The organism is Variovorax sp. RA8, from assembly GCF_901827175.1.
Taxonomy (GTDB): domain Bacteria; phylum Pseudomonadota; class Gammaproteobacteria; order Burkholderiales; family Burkholderiaceae_C; genus Variovorax.
The window spans coordinates 244,319-260,987 of the sequence record NZ_LR594664.1; the positions used below are offsets into that span (position 1 = coordinate 244,319).

At 61.4% G+C, this 16,669-nt stretch carries 16 protein-coding genes and 2 pseudogenes; 12 read left to right on the top strand and 6 right to left on the bottom strand.

Translation table 11 applies throughout. The annotated features are described in order from the left end of the window. Positions 1–29: 29 nt before the first annotated feature. Positions 30–512 carry an Hg(II)-responsive transcriptional regulator gene (gene merR / locus E5P3_RS34380; RefSeq protein WP_162590503.1) on the top strand — a complete coding sequence of 161 codons (483 nt, stop codon included), beginning with the start codon at positions 30–32 and terminating at the stop codon, positions 510–512. Positions 513–1,456: 944 nt separating this feature from the next. Here merR and E5P3_RS34385 read toward each other — a convergent pair. Continuing rightward, entirely contained in the window at positions 1,457–2,041 is a 585-nt protein-coding gene (locus tag E5P3_RS34385; protein ID WP_443083311.1) for a cation diffusion facilitator family transporter, read from the bottom strand. Positions 2,042–2,071: 30 nt separating this feature from the next. Further along, the gene (locus tag E5P3_RS34390; protein WP_024815569.1) at positions 2,072–3,169 is read right to left on the bottom strand and encodes a DNA-binding protein; all 1,098 of its coding nucleotides are present in this window, start codon (positions 3,167–3,169) and stop codon (positions 2,072–2,074) included. A gap of 278 nt (positions 3,170–3,447) precedes the next feature. On the opposite strand from E5P3_RS34390, the pseudogene E5P3_RS34395 reads away from it, so the two are divergent. Then, positions 3,448–3,751 (top strand): annotated as a pseudogene (locus tag E5P3_RS34395) (type II toxin-antitoxin system RelE/ParE family toxin). A gap of 65 nt (positions 3,752–3,816) precedes the next feature. Then, a complete protein-coding gene (locus E5P3_RS34400) occupies positions 3,817–4,146 on the top strand; it encodes a helix-turn-helix domain-containing protein (protein WP_024815568.1) in 330 nt (109 codons plus the stop codon). A 7-nt stretch (positions 4,147–4,153) separates the two neighbouring features. Here the strand turns inward: E5P3_RS34400 and E5P3_RS34405 are convergent, their stop codons facing one another. Then, positions 4,154–4,471 (bottom strand): hypothetical protein, encoded by a 318-nt coding sequence (locus E5P3_RS34405; protein ID WP_024815567.1) that lies wholly within the window; start codon positions 4,469–4,471, stop codon positions 4,154–4,156. Positions 4,472–5,201: 730 nt separating this feature from the next. Here E5P3_RS34405 and E5P3_RS34410 point away from each other — a divergent pair. Next, on the top strand, positions 5,202–5,708 hold the full coding sequence (locus E5P3_RS34410) for a GlcG/HbpS family heme-binding protein (RefSeq protein WP_024815566.1): 507 nt from the start codon (positions 5,202–5,204) through the stop codon (positions 5,706–5,708). Positions 5,709–5,918: 210 nt separating this feature from the next. On the opposite strand, the gene E5P3_RS34415 is transcribed toward E5P3_RS34410, so the two are convergent. Further along, positions 5,919–6,956, bottom strand: a complete 1,038-nt coding sequence (locus E5P3_RS34415) for a Cj0069 family protein (RefSeq protein ID WP_230305084.1) — start codon at positions 6,954–6,956, stop codon at positions 5,919–5,921. Positions 6,957–7,159: 203 nt separating this feature from the next. Here E5P3_RS34415 and E5P3_RS34420 point away from each other — a divergent pair, with 203 nt between their 5' ends. The 8 genes and pseudogenes from E5P3_RS34420 to E5P3_RS34455 form a co-directional block, all read left to right on the top strand. After that, on the top strand, positions 7,160–8,131 hold the full coding sequence (locus E5P3_RS34420) for a chromate resistance protein ChrB domain-containing protein (protein WP_024815564.1): 972 nt from the start codon (positions 7,160–7,162) through the stop codon (positions 8,129–8,131). A 215-nt stretch (positions 8,132–8,346) separates the two neighbouring features. After that, on the top strand, positions 8,347–9,576 hold the full coding sequence (locus tag E5P3_RS34425) for a chromate transporter (protein WP_051463546.1): 1,230 nt from the start codon (positions 8,347–8,349) through the stop codon (positions 9,574–9,576). 149 nt (positions 9,577–9,725) lie between these two features. Further along, positions 9,726–10,073: a hypothetical protein gene (locus E5P3_RS34430; protein ID WP_024815562.1), complete on the top strand. Its 348-nt coding sequence runs from the start codon at positions 9,726–9,728 to the stop codon at positions 10,071–10,073. Next, positions 10,073–10,693 (top strand): superoxide dismutase, encoded by a 621-nt coding sequence (locus tag E5P3_RS34435; protein WP_054433628.1) that lies wholly within the window; start codon positions 10,073–10,075, stop codon positions 10,691–10,693. The genes E5P3_RS34430 and E5P3_RS34435 overlap by 1 nt, the downstream gene beginning before the upstream one ends. 134 nt (positions 10,694–10,827) lie before the next feature. Next, positions 10,828–10,974 carry a hypothetical protein gene (locus tag E5P3_RS34440; RefSeq protein WP_153587080.1) on the top strand — a complete coding sequence of 49 codons (147 nt, stop codon included), beginning with the start codon at positions 10,828–10,830 and terminating at the stop codon, positions 10,972–10,974. Positions 10,975–10,998: 24 nt separating this feature from the next. Beyond that, positions 10,999–12,309: a site-specific integrase gene (locus E5P3_RS34445; protein ID WP_024815560.1), complete on the top strand. Its 1,311-nt coding sequence runs from the start codon at positions 10,999–11,001 to the stop codon at positions 12,307–12,309. A 42-nt stretch (positions 12,310–12,351) separates the two neighbouring features. Continuing rightward, entirely contained in the window at positions 12,352–15,345 is a 2,994-nt protein-coding gene (locus E5P3_RS34450; RefSeq protein WP_024815559.1) for a Tn3 family transposase, read from the top strand. A 48-nt stretch (positions 15,346–15,393) separates the two neighbouring features. Then, positions 15,394–15,744 (top strand): annotated as a pseudogene (locus tag E5P3_RS34455) (hypothetical protein); the annotation flags it as partial. 178 nt (positions 15,745–15,922) lie between these two features. On the opposite strand, the gene E5P3_RS34460 reads toward E5P3_RS34455, so the two are convergent. Both E5P3_RS34460 and E5P3_RS34465 read right to left on the bottom strand, forming a co-directional pair. Beyond that, positions 15,923–16,234: a type II toxin-antitoxin system RelE/ParE family toxin gene (locus E5P3_RS34460; RefSeq protein WP_162590506.1), complete on the bottom strand. Its 312-nt coding sequence runs from the start codon at positions 16,232–16,234 to the stop codon at positions 15,923–15,925. Beyond that, positions 16,231–16,530 (bottom strand): YlcI/YnfO family protein, encoded by a 300-nt coding sequence (locus E5P3_RS34465; protein ID WP_162590507.1) that lies wholly within the window; start codon positions 16,528–16,530, stop codon positions 16,231–16,233. Before E5P3_RS34465 ends, E5P3_RS34460 begins: the two co-directional genes overlap by 4 nt. Between the last annotated feature and the right edge of the window lie 139 nt (positions 16,531–16,669).

Here is a 16,669-nt window from a genome sequence, read left to right on the forward strand (position 1 = left end):
TTCCGTAGTCAAGTACGGAGTCAAGCGTTATGGATAGGCAGGCGGACAGCCTGAGCATCGGCGCATTCGCCGAGTCGGCTGGGGTCAACGTGGAGACCATCAGGTTCTACCAGCGCAAGGGACTGCTGCCGCAGCCGGACCGGCCGTATGGCAGCATCCGGCGCTACGGCGTGAGCGATGTGGCGAGGGTCCGGTTCGTGAAGTCCGCGCAGAGCCTGGGATTCAGCCTCGACGAGGTGGCCGGCCTGCTCACGTTGGATGACGGCACCCATTGCGACGAGGCGCGCCAGTTGGCGCAGGAGAAGATCGCCGATGTGAGGTCCAAGCTGGCCGATCTGCGCCGCATCGAGTCGGTGCTGGCCACGTTGGTCCGCGACTGCTGTGCAAGTCACGGGACGGTATCTTGCCCCTTGATTTCTGCCCTGCAGGAACAGCAGTGGACAAGCCCCCCTAGCGACAAATTAGGTGCGGGCCGCGGCCGCGATGGAAAAGCTGATTTCAGTGACGCCTGATCGACATGAGGCGCGCGTTTCCCCACCGTGCATCCTTGCGATCGCGGCCACAATGGCCAAGCCAAGCTTTAGGGGCCGTTCTCGACCTGGACGTGCGAGGATGCGCTCTTGCACCCTGCGCCCGAGGCCGATGACATCGCACTCATCCTGATCGGTCTGCCGACAAACCAAGGGGCCATCGACCCGGCGACCCGAGCGAACTACCCCTTATTGATTGCGCTTGCACGCGGCCCTCCTGCGTACCTTTCCTTGGCGATCTGCAAGACGCCCTACCAATTTTTCAGAATACGTCCGCGCCGCACGGCCCTGGAACTTGTGCCCTGGACCGCGCCACCATCGGATCAGGAGGTACACCACCGCCACGAACGCGAGAACAAGAACGTAGACACCGGCCAGTTTAAAGTAGCTGACGGGGTCAGGTATGGCGTCGTGCACAACACGCGTCGACACCGCCAAGCCGCTCGCGTGCGGTGCGCGCTATCGCTATCGCTATCGCTGTCGCCTGTTCGCCCGTCTCCGCTTGCGCCCTCGTTCCTGTTTGAGTATGGCGTCGCGACGTCGGCGGCGACGAACTTCGAACCGTCTGGACAGCGACTGCCCGTAGGAGCCACCTTCGACGAAGCCCTTCATCCTTCTTCGCTGCCTCCGCCAAGCTAACACCCCCCAAAGAATCGCGCCAGCAACTATCAGCACGACGATGTACAGCCAAAGAATCGTCATGGCCAGTTGACGATCGGGCGTCCACGGGTGCATCGATGCCTCGAGCTTCATGGGTAGGCCGCAAGCCGACCGTACCTGCCATCCATCTGCTCTACACGGCTACCGCAAAAAGCACACAGCAAGGGATCGGGCCTGCTACGCCGGCGCATTTCCCTGTTGAGAACGCATTTGCAATCCGGCCGCGGAAGACCGTTCCCATCGCGAAAGTTCCCCCACTCCAATTGTCAGGCACTCGCGAGCGGCGGCTCAAACTGATGTGCCTCGGTGGCTTGGGCGCAGGGCGCGCGTTCGACCTGAATCGTCGAGTGATGGATATCGAAACGCTCGGCCAGCAGATCGCTGGCCGAGGCAGTGACGGCCGCGAGATCGCTCACCGGACTGACAAGGTGCACGCTCAGGCTGGTCTTTCCGCTGGAGATCGCCCACACATGAAGTTCATGTAACGAGGTGACCCCACTCAATGAAAGCAGAGCTTGCTCGATAGCAGGCACTTCAATGTGGCTCGGCACCCCTTCGAGCAAGATGTTGACGCTGTCCCGTAGCAGGATCCAGGTTCTCGGAAGCACCCAAAGGCCGATCGCGACGGCAATGAGCGGATCGACCCAGGTCCAGCCAGTCAGCCAGATAATTCCGGCCCCGACGATCACGCCCAGAGAGCCCAGCATGTCGCTCCACACTTCGAGATAGGCGCCCTTCACGTTGAGGCTCGAGTCCTTGCCGGAGGACAACAGCCGCATGCTGATGAGATTGATCACCAGACCCATTGATGCGATGACGAGCATGGCGCCCGTCTGAATGAGGGTCGGCAGGGATTCATGTAAAACCCAGCAGAAACAGGCTTAAGTGCCTGTCCCCGTTGACTTTTTCGACTCTCTCTTCCCTGGACGACCGGCCTCTTCAACCGGGTTCGCAACCAAATTAGGGCCAGTCGCCGGCGTACTGAAGCGCTCAAGCATGCTGGCCACGACCTGCTCCTGGGCCGTGACGGATGACCTGGCCGTCGCCAGCGCCAGTTCCAGCTGTTGTTTGGCGGAAAGCAGCTCGTCGACCTTGGCCTGCAACTGCTCTTTGGAAGTGCTGAGCTGCTGGACGGCCGCGTCCTGCTCAACCAGGCGCCGGCCCAATTCCTCGGAGCGCCTTTGCGCAAACCCCAGTTCATCCTTGAGCGGCCGCAGGCCTCGCACCTCTTCCTGAGCCTGGTGCAGATCGCCCTGGGCGCGCGACAAATCGCCCAGGAGGCGTGCGTTTTCCTGAAGGGTATGGACGGCTTCCTGCTGCTTGGTGGCCAAGGTCTCGTTCACGGTGCGCAACTCGGCCTGCAGGTACTGCACCTGCTGTTCGTGCTTGCGCTGGTCCTGGTCGCGCTGCTCCTTTGTGGATTCCCGGAAATGCTCCAGCGCCTGGCGCGCGTGCTTGTGCTTTTCTTCCAGGGATTGGCGATGGCGCTCTTCGGCCGCGAGGCGCTCCTGCAGGTCGGCCACCTGCTGGACGAGCTGAGTGTTTTCCAGGGTCTTGCGGCTCAGAGCTTCGCTGGTTTTGCCGTGAGCGTTTTTTTCGTCGGCCAGGGCCCGCTGGGTTTGCTCCAGCTGCTGGCGCGTGGCCAGCGCCTCGGATTTCAGGGCCGCGACGGCTTGCTGCTGTTGGCTCAGCTGCTCGGCGTGCTTGGCCTGCGCCGTGGTGACCCGCTCTTCCGCTTCTTCATTGACGCGGGCGGCTAGGCGACCCACCAGGTCCTGGATTGCCTCGCTGACGGCTACGCGGCTGCCGGTGGCTGGCCCTTCCTCTTCCTCGATCTCCTTCAGGTAGCGATGGATCGTGGTTTTGGAGCCGCTGCCCAGCTCTTCGCGCACCGCATCGATGGACGGATTGCGCCCTGCGGCCAGCAATTTATCGCGGGCACGCAGCACTTCAGACTTGTAGATTCCGGCTCGGGCCATGGTTCACCTCGTTATTTCGTACTGTAGTATGTACCATGATATTACATACTATTTAAGAGGTCAATAAATCATAGATCTTAGTAAATATCACACTGGGTAATAGTGGATTATCCAATGTGAGGGTAATTTTTGATGGTTTCAGCCGTGGTAGCGGTTTGGGGTCGGCCTAATGTGGCGTCATATGCGCTTATGACCGCGCGGAACAAAACTCGCGTCCCCGAAAAAGGTCCGCCCCGGCGAATTGACGGGATTATGCCCAAACAGACATAATTTAAGCGATGTCGAAGCAAACCCGCAAACCCGTCAAATGGGTCAGTTCCGCCAAGCGCGATCTGGATGCGATGCCGGACTATGTCAAAGACGTTTTTGGCCATGCCATCGACCTGGCGCAGGCCAGTGGCAAGCATCAGGATGCCAAGGTCATGACGGGTTTTGGTCGGCCGGCGTGTTGGAGGTGGTCGAGGACCCCCAGGGCGACACTCACCGGGCGTCTACACCGTCAAGTTCGCCGGCTGGGTCTATGTCCTGCACTGCTTTCAGAAGAAGTCCCAAAGCGGCATCGCCACGCCGAAACCGGATTGATCACCACCCGCCTGAAGGCCGAAGCAGGACTTCGAAGCTTGGCAGGCACAGCAAGGAGCACGCAAATGAGTGAACCCGCAAGCATCACCACCGAAGAAGGCAGCACCAATGTCTATGCCGACCTGGGCTACACCGACGCGGCCGAGATGCAGCGCAAGTCCCAGCTCGCCGGCGAGATCGCCCGAGCGATCAAGGCGCGCCGCTTGACGCAGGAAGATGCGGCTGCGCTGCTGGGGATCGACCAGTCCAAGGTTTCGCGCATCACGCGCGGCCAGTTTCGCGGCGTCAGCGAGGCCAAACTGTTGGAGCTGGTGGCCAGGCTGGGCCATGACGTGAAGATCGTGGTCGGCCCGGTGCGGCGCCGCGCCGGCAAGATCGAACTGCAGTTTGACTGATTGGCCTTTATCCGGGCCCTGCTGATTTGGGTGGAGGGAACTCCCCTCCATGTACCTCCGGCTTGAATGCTGCCAGCTTGGTCGCCAAAGACGTTTCGGCCTGTGTCCTGACCCTGAGCCATGCGCCCAAGGTGTCACGCAGACAGGTCTCACATAAATCCGCCTCAACCCGATTTCCGTCCCCAAAAATCGAGTCATAGCCCGCGTCGAAGCCGATCGACGTCATCTCGGCGAAGCCAAGCTCGCCACGCTCGGTCTCTTTGCCGCACCGGTCACATCGGATCTGATGCACCACGCTCACGGCCTCCATGGTTTTGAGTTGCATCGAATTCTCCTTACAAATAACTGCCTGCATCATCCTGCTGTCCCGCGAAGCATAACCGTGCCGGAATGGCACGCTTAGCCACGATGACGAGCACCATGATCATTCCCTCCGTGACATGCCTGCCGGGTCCCAAGTCATCGGCATTTGCATGAACAGCGTAAGCATGCGCACGCGCAAGTATGGTTTCTCCCTGCCTTGCTGATGTGTCTCGGCGGATGCCAGACTATCTACGAGGGCAAATATGACTGAAAGGCGGGCGGCCGACCAGGAGCTGTCGTGAAAGTTGATTATTCGAATTAGTTAGCCAAAGAGCCATTTCGCGACTGCCGCGCCAAACTGAGCGCAGAGGAACGGCGAACATCACAGTTCGCTGTGATTTCGTACCCATTCTTAAGCAGACCCAGGAATGCCATTATTCCGATTCAACCCAGTTGAGCCGGATGCGCGGGAATCTCGCTTATCTCAACGTGCTTGACTGCAAGGCGGCATTGCAACCGCGTGTCAGCGGCGTTTTCAAGCACGGCTTCTTAACCCTCAAGCACCAGGCTTTCGAGTTTCCGGATGCATATCGCTTCTGCGCAAGGCAAAACGCCAATAATGGGTGCTTCGATAGTGCTTGCAAATGCCCACCAGAATGAGCAGATTGCGGGAGAATCGAAGTTAGCCAGCAAAAGCGCCTCGAGGCACCTGAACTCAAATCACATGACCGCTGAAAAGGAATTTTCTACCAATGCGCACTGCAAAAAAATCAACTCTGACCTTCGTCTTATTGCTTGGAATGCCTGTTGGTTTGCTACTGGCACAACAAGCCACTTTCACGTCAGCCTCCTTGACGCCAGATGCCGCTTTGAAGGCGGCACGGGCTGCGCTAGAGACTTGCCGAAAAAATGGCCATCAAGCTGCCGTATCGGTCAATGACCGTGCCGGCAACGCGCTCGTTATGCTTCGCGACCGTTTCGCCGGTCCACACACAGTCGATACGGCCATCAACAAAGCCTACACGGCCGTGACCTTCAAACTCGATACCACGAGTTTCACCCGTTCCACTCAAGGAGGTGAACCCGCATCTGGCGTGCGACACCTTCCCCGCATCGTGGCCATCGGCGGTGGCATTCCCATTGAATCGGCTGGCTCCATCGTGGGCGCCATTGGGGTTTCGGGCGCGCCGGGCGGGGATGCCGATGACGTCTGCGCCAAAGCGGGCATTGCTGCTATCCGCGACGAACTCGACTTTTGACTAGGCCGCACTCTCGTGCGGTCAGTGGTCAAGCTCCCTGCTGACGTTGCCAGCCTAACCCCGGCCATGGCCAGTATTCTTATGCATCCTGCAATAGACGAGAGTCGGTGGCTAGCCTACATACACCAGCTTGATAGAACACGCGTCAATCACTTAGGCCAAAAGTCAGGTTCGCAGCTACTTGGCTGTGGCAACGTGCGCAACAGGCGATCAAATCTGCTTTAGACGACGTTGAACAGCCGAAACGAGCGGCTGGATGGCGGAGTCCGGGAACGGCGCTACGCTGCTGACGTTGATTTCGCAAAGCACATAGCGCTCAGAGGCATCGGCGATAGATTCTCCGAACATGAAGTCGCAGTCCCAGAGGAACGGAAGTTGCTCGCGCGAAAGGCCGACGCGTGTGCGGAGCAACTCGACCCACTCAGTCTCCAGTCGTTCCTTCAAGAACTGGAACTGCGGCAGATTTGCGGCGTGGTACAGCCTCGGGCTGGACGGCGGTGCCGGCTCGTCAGGTTTGGCGGGGTAGAGCGCGTTCACCGACTGGTGCCCGAAGCCCTCGACCCGATCCTCCACCAGATAGGCGCGCACCATGCCTTCCACCAAGCGCGGTTGCCATGCCTGGTCGATCATGTGTCCGCCGTTCTCCGGCTCGAAGTACGGAGCCAGTCTTGCCAAGAGCGCTGGAATTTCCATCACCTCTTCGTCGCTGCCACGCTGGGCGTGGCGCACCCGCAGGCGCGCGGGTGTGGCCATGGGACCCACCAGTTGCACGCGCCAAACACCGTTCCCGCTCTGTCCCCGGTATTGCTTGAGTACCCGTGGGCCGTGGCGGAGTCGTTCTGGCAATTCCTCCTCGAGTTGTTTGAGGCTGTCGACTCGGCAAACGTCGCTGCCAAACGGGAGATCGCGCGTGTGGAACAAGACGTCCTTGGTTCCCAGCTTCAGGATGGCCTCCGGATGCGCGCTGACCACAATCCCCGAGTCGGCAACCCGCCGCAGCATGGCGTCCAGGACATCCCGTCGTCGTCCGCCTTCGATGGGATTGCACCAGACCAGCACGAGGCGGCAGTTGCGCAGCTGCGTCTCCACTTCTTCGGCGAAGTCGTCGTTGTACACGGCAGGGACCGCCGTCACGCCGGCGAGGGCGAAAGCATCAAACAACGCAGCAAACCGGCTCTCGGTCGGATCAGAGCGATCCCGCATGCGGCGATCGCCTGGATAAAGTAATGCGACGGTTGATGTAGGCAAGGGCAACTCCTCAGCGGCTCACACGCCAGCAAGCTGCCAGAGCAATTGAAGCGTATTTCATAAGGTCCTCATGGCATTCATAAGAGCTTCAGCAATGGATACCCCCACTGGGCCGAAGAGAGCCTCGACCAGCAAAGTATTCGCGTTTCTGGTCTGTTGACTCTTTTAATGTCGAGTTCAAGACATTACAGTATGATCATGACATGAGTTTGCTGTTCTTGCCACCCTGGTTGTTGCTGATTGTTTCGCTGCCTACATCCGGCGCCACCGCGCGGACCCGCATTTGGCGGGCGTTGAAGTCGCTTGGCTGCATGGCATTACGGGACGGGGCGTATCTCCTACCAGCTGGTGAGGAACGCGAAGTGGCGCTGCAGGAACTGGCTGAGGAATGCCGGCGCGAGGGAGGCCACGCGTGGCTGATGGACGTGCAGCCGCGGTCCGTCGACGAAGCTGCAACCTACCGGCAGCTGTTTGACCGCAGCGACGATTACGCCGAGCTGTGCAAGTCCTGGAAGGAGGCGGGACGCACGCTCAGCGGGCTGGCGGGGTCCGAGGTCTCGCGCATGCAGCGCAGGCTGCAGCGCGAGCGCGACATGGTGCGGGCCATTGACTTCTTCCCCGGCGACGCGAGCCTGGAGGCAGAGGCGGCCTGGACGGAGTTCACCCAACGCATCGAGCGGGTGTTGTCGCCAGACGAGCCTCACGAAACGGCAGGCGGCATTGCCAGGCTGGATGCGAGCAGCTACCAAGGCCGGACGTGGGCCACGCGACGTCGGCCCTGGGTGGACCGCGTTGCCAGCGCATGGTTGATTCAGCGCTTCATCGACCGCGATGCGCGTTTTCAGTGGCTGTCCCAGCCGTCAGATTGCCCGAAAGGCGCACTCGGTTTCGATTTCGACGGCGCGGCGTTTACGCACGTGGGCGAGCGGGTGACCTTCGAGACGCTAATGGCTAGCTTCGACCTGGAGCAGGATGCTGCGCTCATGCGCGTCGCCGCGCTTGTACACCAGCTCGACGTGGGCGGCGAACCGGTCGCCGAGGCTGCAGGCTTCGAGGCCGTGCTGGCAGGCGCGCATCAACGCCTGGACGAGGACGACGCGCTGCTGGCGGAGATGAGCAAAATGCTCGACTCCCTGTACGCGTACTTTCAACAAGCTGGCGGTCGCCCAGGATGACCCAGATGATCCGCCCAGCCCCCCGCACATTGGTGAGTTTCGCGCCAAGTTACCCCGAGCCACACCTGGAACCCACCCAACTGCCGATAGCGACTTTGATTCAACCAACCACCTGTTCTGTAACCATGACCGGATAACGCCATGACACTTTTCCTGACCGGCTTGCGCGCCGCTTCGATCATCCGTCCCAACCTCAACACTGAACCGGGGGCAGCATGAGTGCGCAGACGACCACCGGCGCTGCCGGCCCCGAGGCCGTGCCTCCGACGCTGACGTACTTTCAGCTTTTCATGCGGTTTCTCAAATTCGGCTTCCTTGCCTGGGGAGGCCCGGTGGCGCAGGTCGCCATGCTGCGCCGGGAACTGGTGAACGAGGAACGATGGATTTCCAGCGAACGCTTCAACCGCTTGCTGGCCGTGATGCAGGTGCTGCCCGGACCCGAGGCGCACGAGCTGTGCGTGCATCTGGGCATGCGTGCGAAGGGGCGGCTGGGCGGGGTGCTGGCCGGTCTCGCATTCATGCTCCCGGGATTCCTGTTGATGCTGGCGCTGTCATGGCTTTACTTCCGGATGGACATCGCTGGCACGGCACTGGGCGCCGCGTTCCTTGGTGTACAGGCAGCAGTGATCGCCCTGATCGTACGGGCGGTGCACCGGATCGGCGAGCACATCCTGGTGGACCGTTGGCTGTGGGCCATCGCCATCGTGGCCGCACTCGCCTCCGCCGCCGGCGTGGCCTTCTGGATCACCCTGCCAGCCGCCGGCGGCGTCTATGCCTTGTGGATGCTCAAGCGTGGCAGGCTCGCCCTCCTGGTCGCTGCCGGCGCGGTGGCGCTGGCCGCCGCGATGGCGCTCTGGGCGCCGCGCGCACAGCCGCTGGTGGAGGCGGTCGTCCAGGGCGAGGCTTCGCTGCTGCTCATCTTCGTCGCCGGGTTGAAGGCGGGCCTGCTCACCTTCGGCGGTGCCTACACGGCGATCCCGTTCATCCGCAATGACGCGGTCGGCCGCGGCTGGATCACCGACGGCCAGTTCCTCGACGGCCTGGCCTTGTCTGGGGTGCTGCCCGCGCCGCTCATCATCTTCGCCACTTTCGTTGGCTATGTTGCCGGCGGGCCGCTCGGTGCGCTGGTCATGACCGCCGGCGTCTTTCTTCCCGCGTTTGCCTTCTCGCTGATCTTCTACGACCGGCTCGAGGCAGTGCTAGAGGTCAAGGAGATGCACGCCTTCCTCGACGGCGTCGCCGCCGGGGTGGTCGGCCTAATCGCCGCGACCACGGTTGACCTGGCGTTCGTCACCGCCGCGCGTGTGCCGTCGTTGGCGGTGGCCGTATCGATCTTTGTCGCGGCCTTGGCCTTCCTGTATGCCTGGAAGAACAAGCTCAACATCGCAGTCGCGATCATCGGGGCCGGAGTCGCGGGTTGGCTGCTGATGCCGAGCGGCGCGTGAGCCAGCAGGGTATGCAGCCTGTTGCTTGCCCTCGCTCAGCGCGCTGCGTCGCGTTAAAGGTCGCTCCGATCAAGAAAAGTCGCGCCAGCGGAGGCCTCGGCTCAACCCGCCTAGACGGACGGCTGCGCCGAAACGTTGCTTGCGGTTGCTTGCTGCTCGTGCTTGGTGCATGGACGCTGCCGGACGTGGCCGCTGAATCGGCGGCTTTTGCTCCTTTGAATGGCCAGCAGATCCGCTCCGCGTTGCGCGGCAGCTCAGTCGGCGACGGGAGACATTGGGAGCATCAGTACCTCCCCGATGGTCGACTCATCCGCTCCGAGAGCGGGACAAGCAAAGCGGGCCAATGGTCGGTTCAAGGCGACCAGCTGTGCCTGCTGAAGCCCGAGATCAGCAGCACACAGGCGGCGTGCTTCTCGGTGCATCGACGAGGCAACGAGTTGCAGTACCTAGATGGGCAGCAACTCGTATATCAAGGTTTTCTTAAAAGGAGTTCATGATGACTACATCCCCAGCATTTCAAAGTCAGGACGCGCTCAAGCCGCTGCCGTTCGATCCGTCAAAACTAACGGGTCTGTCCGAACGAATGATTCGTTCCCATTGGGAAAACAATTACGGCGGCTCGGTCAAGGCACTGGCCGCTGTCAAGGCCCGGCTGGTGCAGGCCGCAGGCGACAAGGACCTGCCGCCCTACATCTACAACGACCTGAAGCGCGAGCACCTAATTCGCACTGGATCGGTGGTGCTGCACGAACTGTATTTCGAGAACCTCGGGGGCAGTGGCGAGGCCGCAGCTACCGAGCGAGAGGCGATCGCTCAAGCCTTCGGCAGCTTCGAAGACTGGGAGAGGGAATTCCGCCGCATCGGTGCCGGCCTCGGTGGGGGGTCCGGCTGGGTGGTTCTTGGGTTCAACCTGCACACCAGGCAGCTGGAAAATTACTGGATGGCCGATCACGCGCATGGACCGGCCGCCACCGTTCCGATCCTGGTGATGGACATGTACGAGCACTCTTATCAGATGGACTACGGCGCTGCGGCGGCGAAATACATTGATGCTTTCTTCCAGAACATCCAGTGGGAGAGCGTGAGTGCACGGCTGGCCGGCGCACGTGCGATATGAGGCATTTAGCGTTGCATGTGGCGGGTTGGCACTCTCTCGTGTGCACGTGAAGATAGGCATCTCCGGACACCGACGGCGCGACGGCGCGACGGCTCGGTATTCTCACAGGCGCGGACCCAAGCTGGCTGGTCTTGGTGCCCTTGTCCATCCTGGCCGAGCAACTGGTGCGTGCATGGAACTGGCGCCAATTGCTGTACCCCCTGCGCCCGGCGGGGCGCTTCGATTTGTTCGGCACCATCATGGCTGGCTACCTGCTGGCGGAGCGGGGCAAGCCACGCTAATGGACAGGCGAAAAACAAACTGAAATGAATCGTGTTGTTGACTACATCGAAGCCGCTGAGCGCGACAACACGCGTCGGAGCTACGCTTCGGCCATACGACATTTTGAAATAGAGTGGAAAGGCCTCCTGCCCTCGACGGCTGACGCCATCGCCCGCTACCTCGCCGACTACGCGCCTACCTTGGCCATCAACACCCTTCGCCAGCGGCTGGCGGCACTGTCCCGATGGCATGCCGACCAAGGTTTTGCGGACCCCACCAAGTCGCCCTTGGTGCGCCAGGTCCTTAAAGGCATTCGCTCAATTCACGCCGTGCCAGAAAAGCGCGCGCGCCCCCTGGAGCTGGCGGTGCTCCAGCAGATCGACCAGTGGCTCGATGTCGCGATTGGCAACGCCCAGCGGTCCGGCGACCGGCCGGCCTTGCTGCGCCAAACCCGCAACCGCAGCCTGATGTTGCTGGGGTTCTGGCGCGGCTTTCGCTCCGACGAGTTGGTCAACCTGCGCGTAGAGAACATCGAGGTGACGCCGGGCCAGGGCATGGCGTGCTACCTGGGCCGCACCAAAGGCGACCGGCAGCTGCAGGGCCGTGTTTTCAAATGCCCAGCCTTGTCCCGCTTATGTCCCGTGACGGCCTTCAATGCCTGGATCGACCTGGCCGGGTTGACCGAGGGTCCGGTGTTCCGCAAGATCGACCGCTGGGGGAATGTGGCCGACGAAAGTCTGCATGCCGACAGCCTGATTCCGTTGTTGCGCAGCCTGTTCGCCGAAGCCGGTGTCGAGTCGCCCGAGGAATACAGCAGCCACTCCTTGCGCCGCGGCTTTGCCGGCTGGACCCGCGCCAGCGGCTGGGACATCAAGGAACTGATGGAATACGTCGGCTGGAAGGATGTCAAATCGGCCATGCGCTACCTCGATGCGTCGGATTCCAGCCTGCAGGCCCGGTTCGAGCAGGGCCTGACGGCCCTGGCACCGGCAGTTCCGCAGCTACTGCCATTGTTGTTGACCGAACAAATCGAAGCGCCCCGCCCACCGGCCGAAGGAACGACGCCCATGGCAGTCCTGCGCGTCACGCTGGTGCTGGCCCGCTTCAGCAAGCAGTCGCGCGGCCTGGCTCGCGGTCACCGGCTGATCGAGCAGACCTGCTTTGAGCGTTTCGCCATGCAACGCCTGAACACCGAGGGAACGCTCTACGAGCTCGCAGTTCCCTACCTGTCACGTGACTTGCTGGACGAGGTGATCGCCACGCTGCTCGATGACATGTACCGCATCGCCGAGGACAACCAGTGCCTGCTGGAAACCTCATTTCACGAACCCGCGACCGACACCTACTGGGATTGAGGCGATGGGAAGCATTGCCGCCAGGCGGGGTAGTCCCCGCGAATGACCACGCTCCATGAGACGGCCTATCCCAGCCTGAAACCCGATCCGACACCCCGTGAGCTGGCGGAGCTTTACACACCGACCAAGGATGAACAACTCCTGGCTGCCGGCATCGGCAAGCGCGCCTTGCCGCGCATGGCGGCACTGATCCACCTGAAAGTCTTCCAGCGCCTGGGCTATTTCATCTCCCTGGCCGAAGTGCCGCCGGTGATCCGGGAGCACATTGCGCAGCAGGTGGGCGTGGTTAGGCCGCCCCCGGCGGCGGACCTCAAGCGCTTCGAGGCCTCGGGCTCGCGCACCGCCTTGTTTGCGACCTTACGCCGGCACCTCAATGTCAAACCTATGAACCCGGGGGGCCACGCCTGGCTGGAGGTCGTGGCCGACACGGCGGCCGAGACCAAACACGCGGTGGCCGACATCATCAACGTGATGCTGGAGGAGCTGGTCCACCATCGCTACGAGCTGCCCGCCTTCTCGACGCTGGACCGGATGGCGTATCGAGCCCGGGAAAAGAGCAACAACCGGTATTTCTCCGCAATCACCAACCAGCTGACAGCCCATACCCGGACCTTGATCGACAGTTTGCTTAAAACCGCCACGGGCGAGTCGGTTTCTGCCTGGCAAATGCTCAAACGCGAACCCAAGCGGCCGACCAACAAGGAAACGCGCACCTACATCCAGCACATCCGGCGCTTGCAGTACCTGGTGGAGCAGCTTCCCAAGCCCGACGTGCCGGTGCCCAAGCTCAAACAGTTTCGCCACCTGGCGCGCGCCCTCAATGCGGCCGAGATGGCCGAACTCAAGCCGCAAAAGCGCTACGCCCTGGCGGTGATCTTCATCCGGGCGCAGCATGCCCAGTCCCTGGACGATGCCGCGGACCTGTTTATTCGCCTGATGCAGAACCTGGAAAACAATGCCAGGCAGAAATTGCTCTCGTTCCAGCAGGAGCGGGTCCAAAAAACCGACATGCTGGTTGGCCAGCTCAAAGACATCCTGGGCGCCTACCAGCTGGAGGGCACCGACACGCAGCGTGTGGACGCCATCGGCACCACCCTGGTGGCCGACGTGGACGAGCTGCTCAACGAATGCGAACAGCACCTGGCCTATGCGGGCCGCAACCATCTGCCTTTCCTGCTGCAGCCCTACAAGATGGTCCGGGCCCAGTTGCTCAACTGCATCGGCATCGCCTCGCCCAAGGCCAGCAGCGAGGACCAGGTAGCGGAGCGGCTGATCGAGGCCCTTTACAAGCTGCGCGACAACCGTGCGGACATCGTGCCGCTGGACATGCTGGGCCTGACTGAAGACAAGGATTTCCGCTGGATGTCAGGCCAGTGGAAGCGGTTGGTGTTGGTCCGTCCATCCGGCAAGGGCCGGGCGGAGGCTGTCCACCGCCGGTATTTTGAACTGGCGGTCATGCATGCTGTCAAAGACGACCTGAAGTCGGGCGATCTCTTCATCAAGTACGGCGAGCGCTATGACGATTACCGCGAGCAGTTGGTCGATGACGAAACCTTTGAAAGAGAAGTGGGCGACTATGGCCAGGTCACCGGCATCGAGACAGATCCCGGCACCTTTGTGGCGATGCTCAAATCGGCGATGTCCCAGCGGGCCCACGACATCGACGCCACTTTCCCGGAAAACGCCCATGCCGAGATCGTCGACGGCCGCCTGATCCTGCGGAAACCGCCGCGCTCAGAAATCGTCGAGGCGGCCGCGCGGATCGACGCCCTGATCACCGAGCGAATGGAGGCGGCCAGCATCGTGGACGTCATGATCGACACCGAGCGCTGGTTGGACCTGCACAAGCTGTTCCGGCCACTCGCCGGGACCGACAGCCGCCTGGAGGATCTGCGCATGCGCGTCATCACGACGCTGTTTTGCTACGGCTGCAACCTGGGGCCCGTGCAGACCGCCAAATCGATCAAAGGTCTGAGCCGCCGGCAGATTTCCTGGCTGAACTTGAAATACGTCAGCGAGGACCTCCTGGACAAGGCCATTGTCAAGGTGATCAACGCCTACAACAAGTTTGAGCTGCCAGGCTACTGGGGCACGGGCAAACACGCGTCGGCGGACGGCACCAAGTGGAATCTTTACGAGCAAAACCTACTGTCCGAGCACCATATCCGCTATGGTGGGTACGGCGGTATCGGCTACTACCATGTATCGGACAAGTTCATCGCGCTGTTCAGCCATTTCATTTCCTGCGGCACCTATGAGGGCATCCACATCCTTGACGGGCTGATGACCAACGAATCGGACATTCGACCGGACACGATTCACGGGGACACCCAGGCCCAGAGTTACCCGGTCTTCGCGCTGGCGCACCTCCTGGGCATCCAGCTCATGCCGCGCATCCGGGGCATCCAAGACCTCAAATTCCATCGCCCGGAGCCGGGCAATGTTTACCGCAACATCAATGCGCTGTTCAGCGATGTGATCGACTGGCGGCTGATTGAGCTGCATTTGCCGGCGATGCTGCGGGTGGCGGTTTCCATCAAGACCGGCAAGATCACGCCGTCGGCGATCCTGCGCCGGCTCGGCACCTACAGCCGCAAGAACAAGCTGTATTTCGCGTTTGTAGAGCTTGGCAAGGTCATCCGGACCATGTTCCTGCTGAGCTACATCGGCGATGTCGGGCTGCGCAAGGTAATCCATGCCGAAACCAATAAGAGCGAGCAGTTCAACGGCTTTGCTCAGTGGTCATTTTTTGGGGGAGAAGGGATCATTGCGGAGAACATCCGGCACGAGCAGCGCAAGGTGATCAAGTACAACCACCTGGTGGCCAACATGATCATTCTGCACAACGTGGTGGGCATGACGAAGGTGCTGCAGGAGCTTCGCGACGAGGGGACCGAGATCACGCTGGAGATCCTGGGCGGCCTGGCGCCGTTCCGCACGGCGCACATCAACCGGTTTGGTGACTACACGCTGGATTTTCGGCGGAAGATTGGCCCCTTGAACTTCGATGCCACCATAATCCCAATGGAATCATAGACTTAGGGTCGTTTCTGCTGGGTTTTACATGAATCCCTGCCGACCCTCTGGCTGAAGGCCAGCGGGATCAACTCAGGTCCCCTCTTCCGCCGAATCAACAAGGCCGGGCGCCTGGGCCAAGACGCCCTCACGGGAACGGCGATCCGCGACATCGTGAAGGCTCGCTGCGCGCTCGCTGGCGTCGGCGATGACTTCTCGGCCCACTCGCTGCGGTCGGGCTTCGTCACCGAAGCCGGCCGCCAGAACATGCCCCTGCAGGAAACCATGGCCATGACCGGCCACCGCAGCATGGACGTCGTGACGGGTTACTTCCGCGCCGGCGCGGCGCAGGTGAGCGCGGTGGCTCGGATGATGGATTCAGGGACACCCCGCTCTGATGTTGACGAGGGCCACCCCTGAACGCGGGCTGAGGCAGTCAGCGTCGGCCACACCTACTTCCAACCTCCCGCCTGACGGTCGGCCTTGCACGCACTGTAGACGTCAACGGGACGCCGCCACTCTGCCCTGCGCCGTCGCACCGACCCGCTTCTTGTGGGGCTCGCGACACGGCTCGAAGGCAGCAATCTCGATCCCGATGCTAGTGGTAGTCATCTTCGCGCTGGTGGCGGATCGCAGCAACCACGACCTCGCTTTCGCTGATGACTCGAAACAGGGCTACATACCCCGAAGCCCCAAATGGAATGACCAGTTCGCGCTCGAGCCGGTCAGCGTCGGCGATGCGGCAAGTGAACGGATTCGTTTCCAGAATTCGGAACTCCCTACGGATGGCCGCTATCGCACGGCTCGGCAGATCAAAGTCTCCATGCTGCAAAGCAGACTCGACGAGAAAATCTTCAAGTCGCAGCAGGTCCTCAAGCGCCTCACGCGTCAGGGTGACCGTGTAAGTCACGAACGAGTGGTCCCCCCGCGCTTCTCGTGCACGAGCTGCGAGATTCGCGCATCAAGGCGCGCTTGCATCGTGTCGAGCGCGTCCTTGGCAGAGTAGAACTCGCCGCTCTTCTTTGCACGTTTCAATGAATCGCGGCCACGCGAGAGGAACTCCTGCTGAGATTTGCGGCGCTGGGCAGCCTGCACGGCCGCGTTCTCCACAAACTGCGACAGAGTTTCGCCTTGGCGTAGCACGCTCTCGATTTCATCGCGCACGGATGGCTCAACGCGTACGGGAGGCAACTGGGCGGTCTTCATGAAGCAATTGTAGAGCAATTGCTATGCGCCAAGTTCTACCTGCAGCGTGGGACTGCCCGGTGCGGGCGGCGCCAGCGCCCTCCCCGCCCGACTAGCCGTCGATAACATTCTCTTATCGAGGGTAAATATTTGGAGGGGC

Excerpts from the sequence above, each read along its gene's own strand:
- E5P3_RS34390 (WP_024815569.1), bottom strand. The coding sequence starts at position 3,169 with ATGGCCCGAGCCGGAATCTACAAGTCTGAAGTGCTGCGTGCCCGCGAT.
- E5P3_RS34410 (WP_024815566.1), top strand. The coding sequence starts at position 5,202 with ATGCGCACTGCAAAAAAATCAACTCTGACCTTCGTCTTATTGCTTGGA.
- E5P3_RS34465 (WP_162590507.1), bottom strand. The coding sequence starts at position 16,530 with ATGAAGACCGCCCAGTTGCCTCCCGTACGCGTTGAGCCATCCGTGCGC.
- E5P3_RS34425 (WP_051463546.1), top strand. The coding sequence starts at position 8,347 with ATGAGTGCGCAGACGACCACCGGCGCTGCCGGCCCCGAGGCCGTGCCT.
- merR (WP_162590503.1), top strand. The coding sequence starts at position 30 with ATGGATAGGCAGGCGGACAGCCTGAGCATCGGCGCATTCGCCGAGTCG.
- E5P3_RS34400 (WP_024815568.1), top strand. The coding sequence starts at position 3,817 with ATGAGTGAACCCGCAAGCATCACCACCGAAGAAGGCAGCACCAATGTC.
- E5P3_RS34450 (WP_024815559.1), top strand. The coding sequence starts at position 12,352 with ATGACCACGCTCCATGAGACGGCCTATCCCAGCCTGAAACCCGATCCG.
- E5P3_RS34445 (WP_024815560.1), top strand. The coding sequence starts at position 10,999 with ATGAATCGTGTTGTTGACTACATCGAAGCCGCTGAGCGCGACAACACG.
- E5P3_RS34405 (WP_024815567.1), bottom strand. The coding sequence starts at position 4,471 with ATGCAACTCAAAACCATGGAGGCCGTGAGCGTGGTGCATCAGATCCGA.
- E5P3_RS34420 (WP_024815564.1), top strand. The coding sequence starts at position 7,160 with ATGAGTTTGCTGTTCTTGCCACCCTGGTTGTTGCTGATTGTTTCGCTG.
- E5P3_RS34435 (WP_054433628.1), top strand. The coding sequence starts at position 10,073 with ATGACTACATCCCCAGCATTTCAAAGTCAGGACGCGCTCAAGCCGCTG.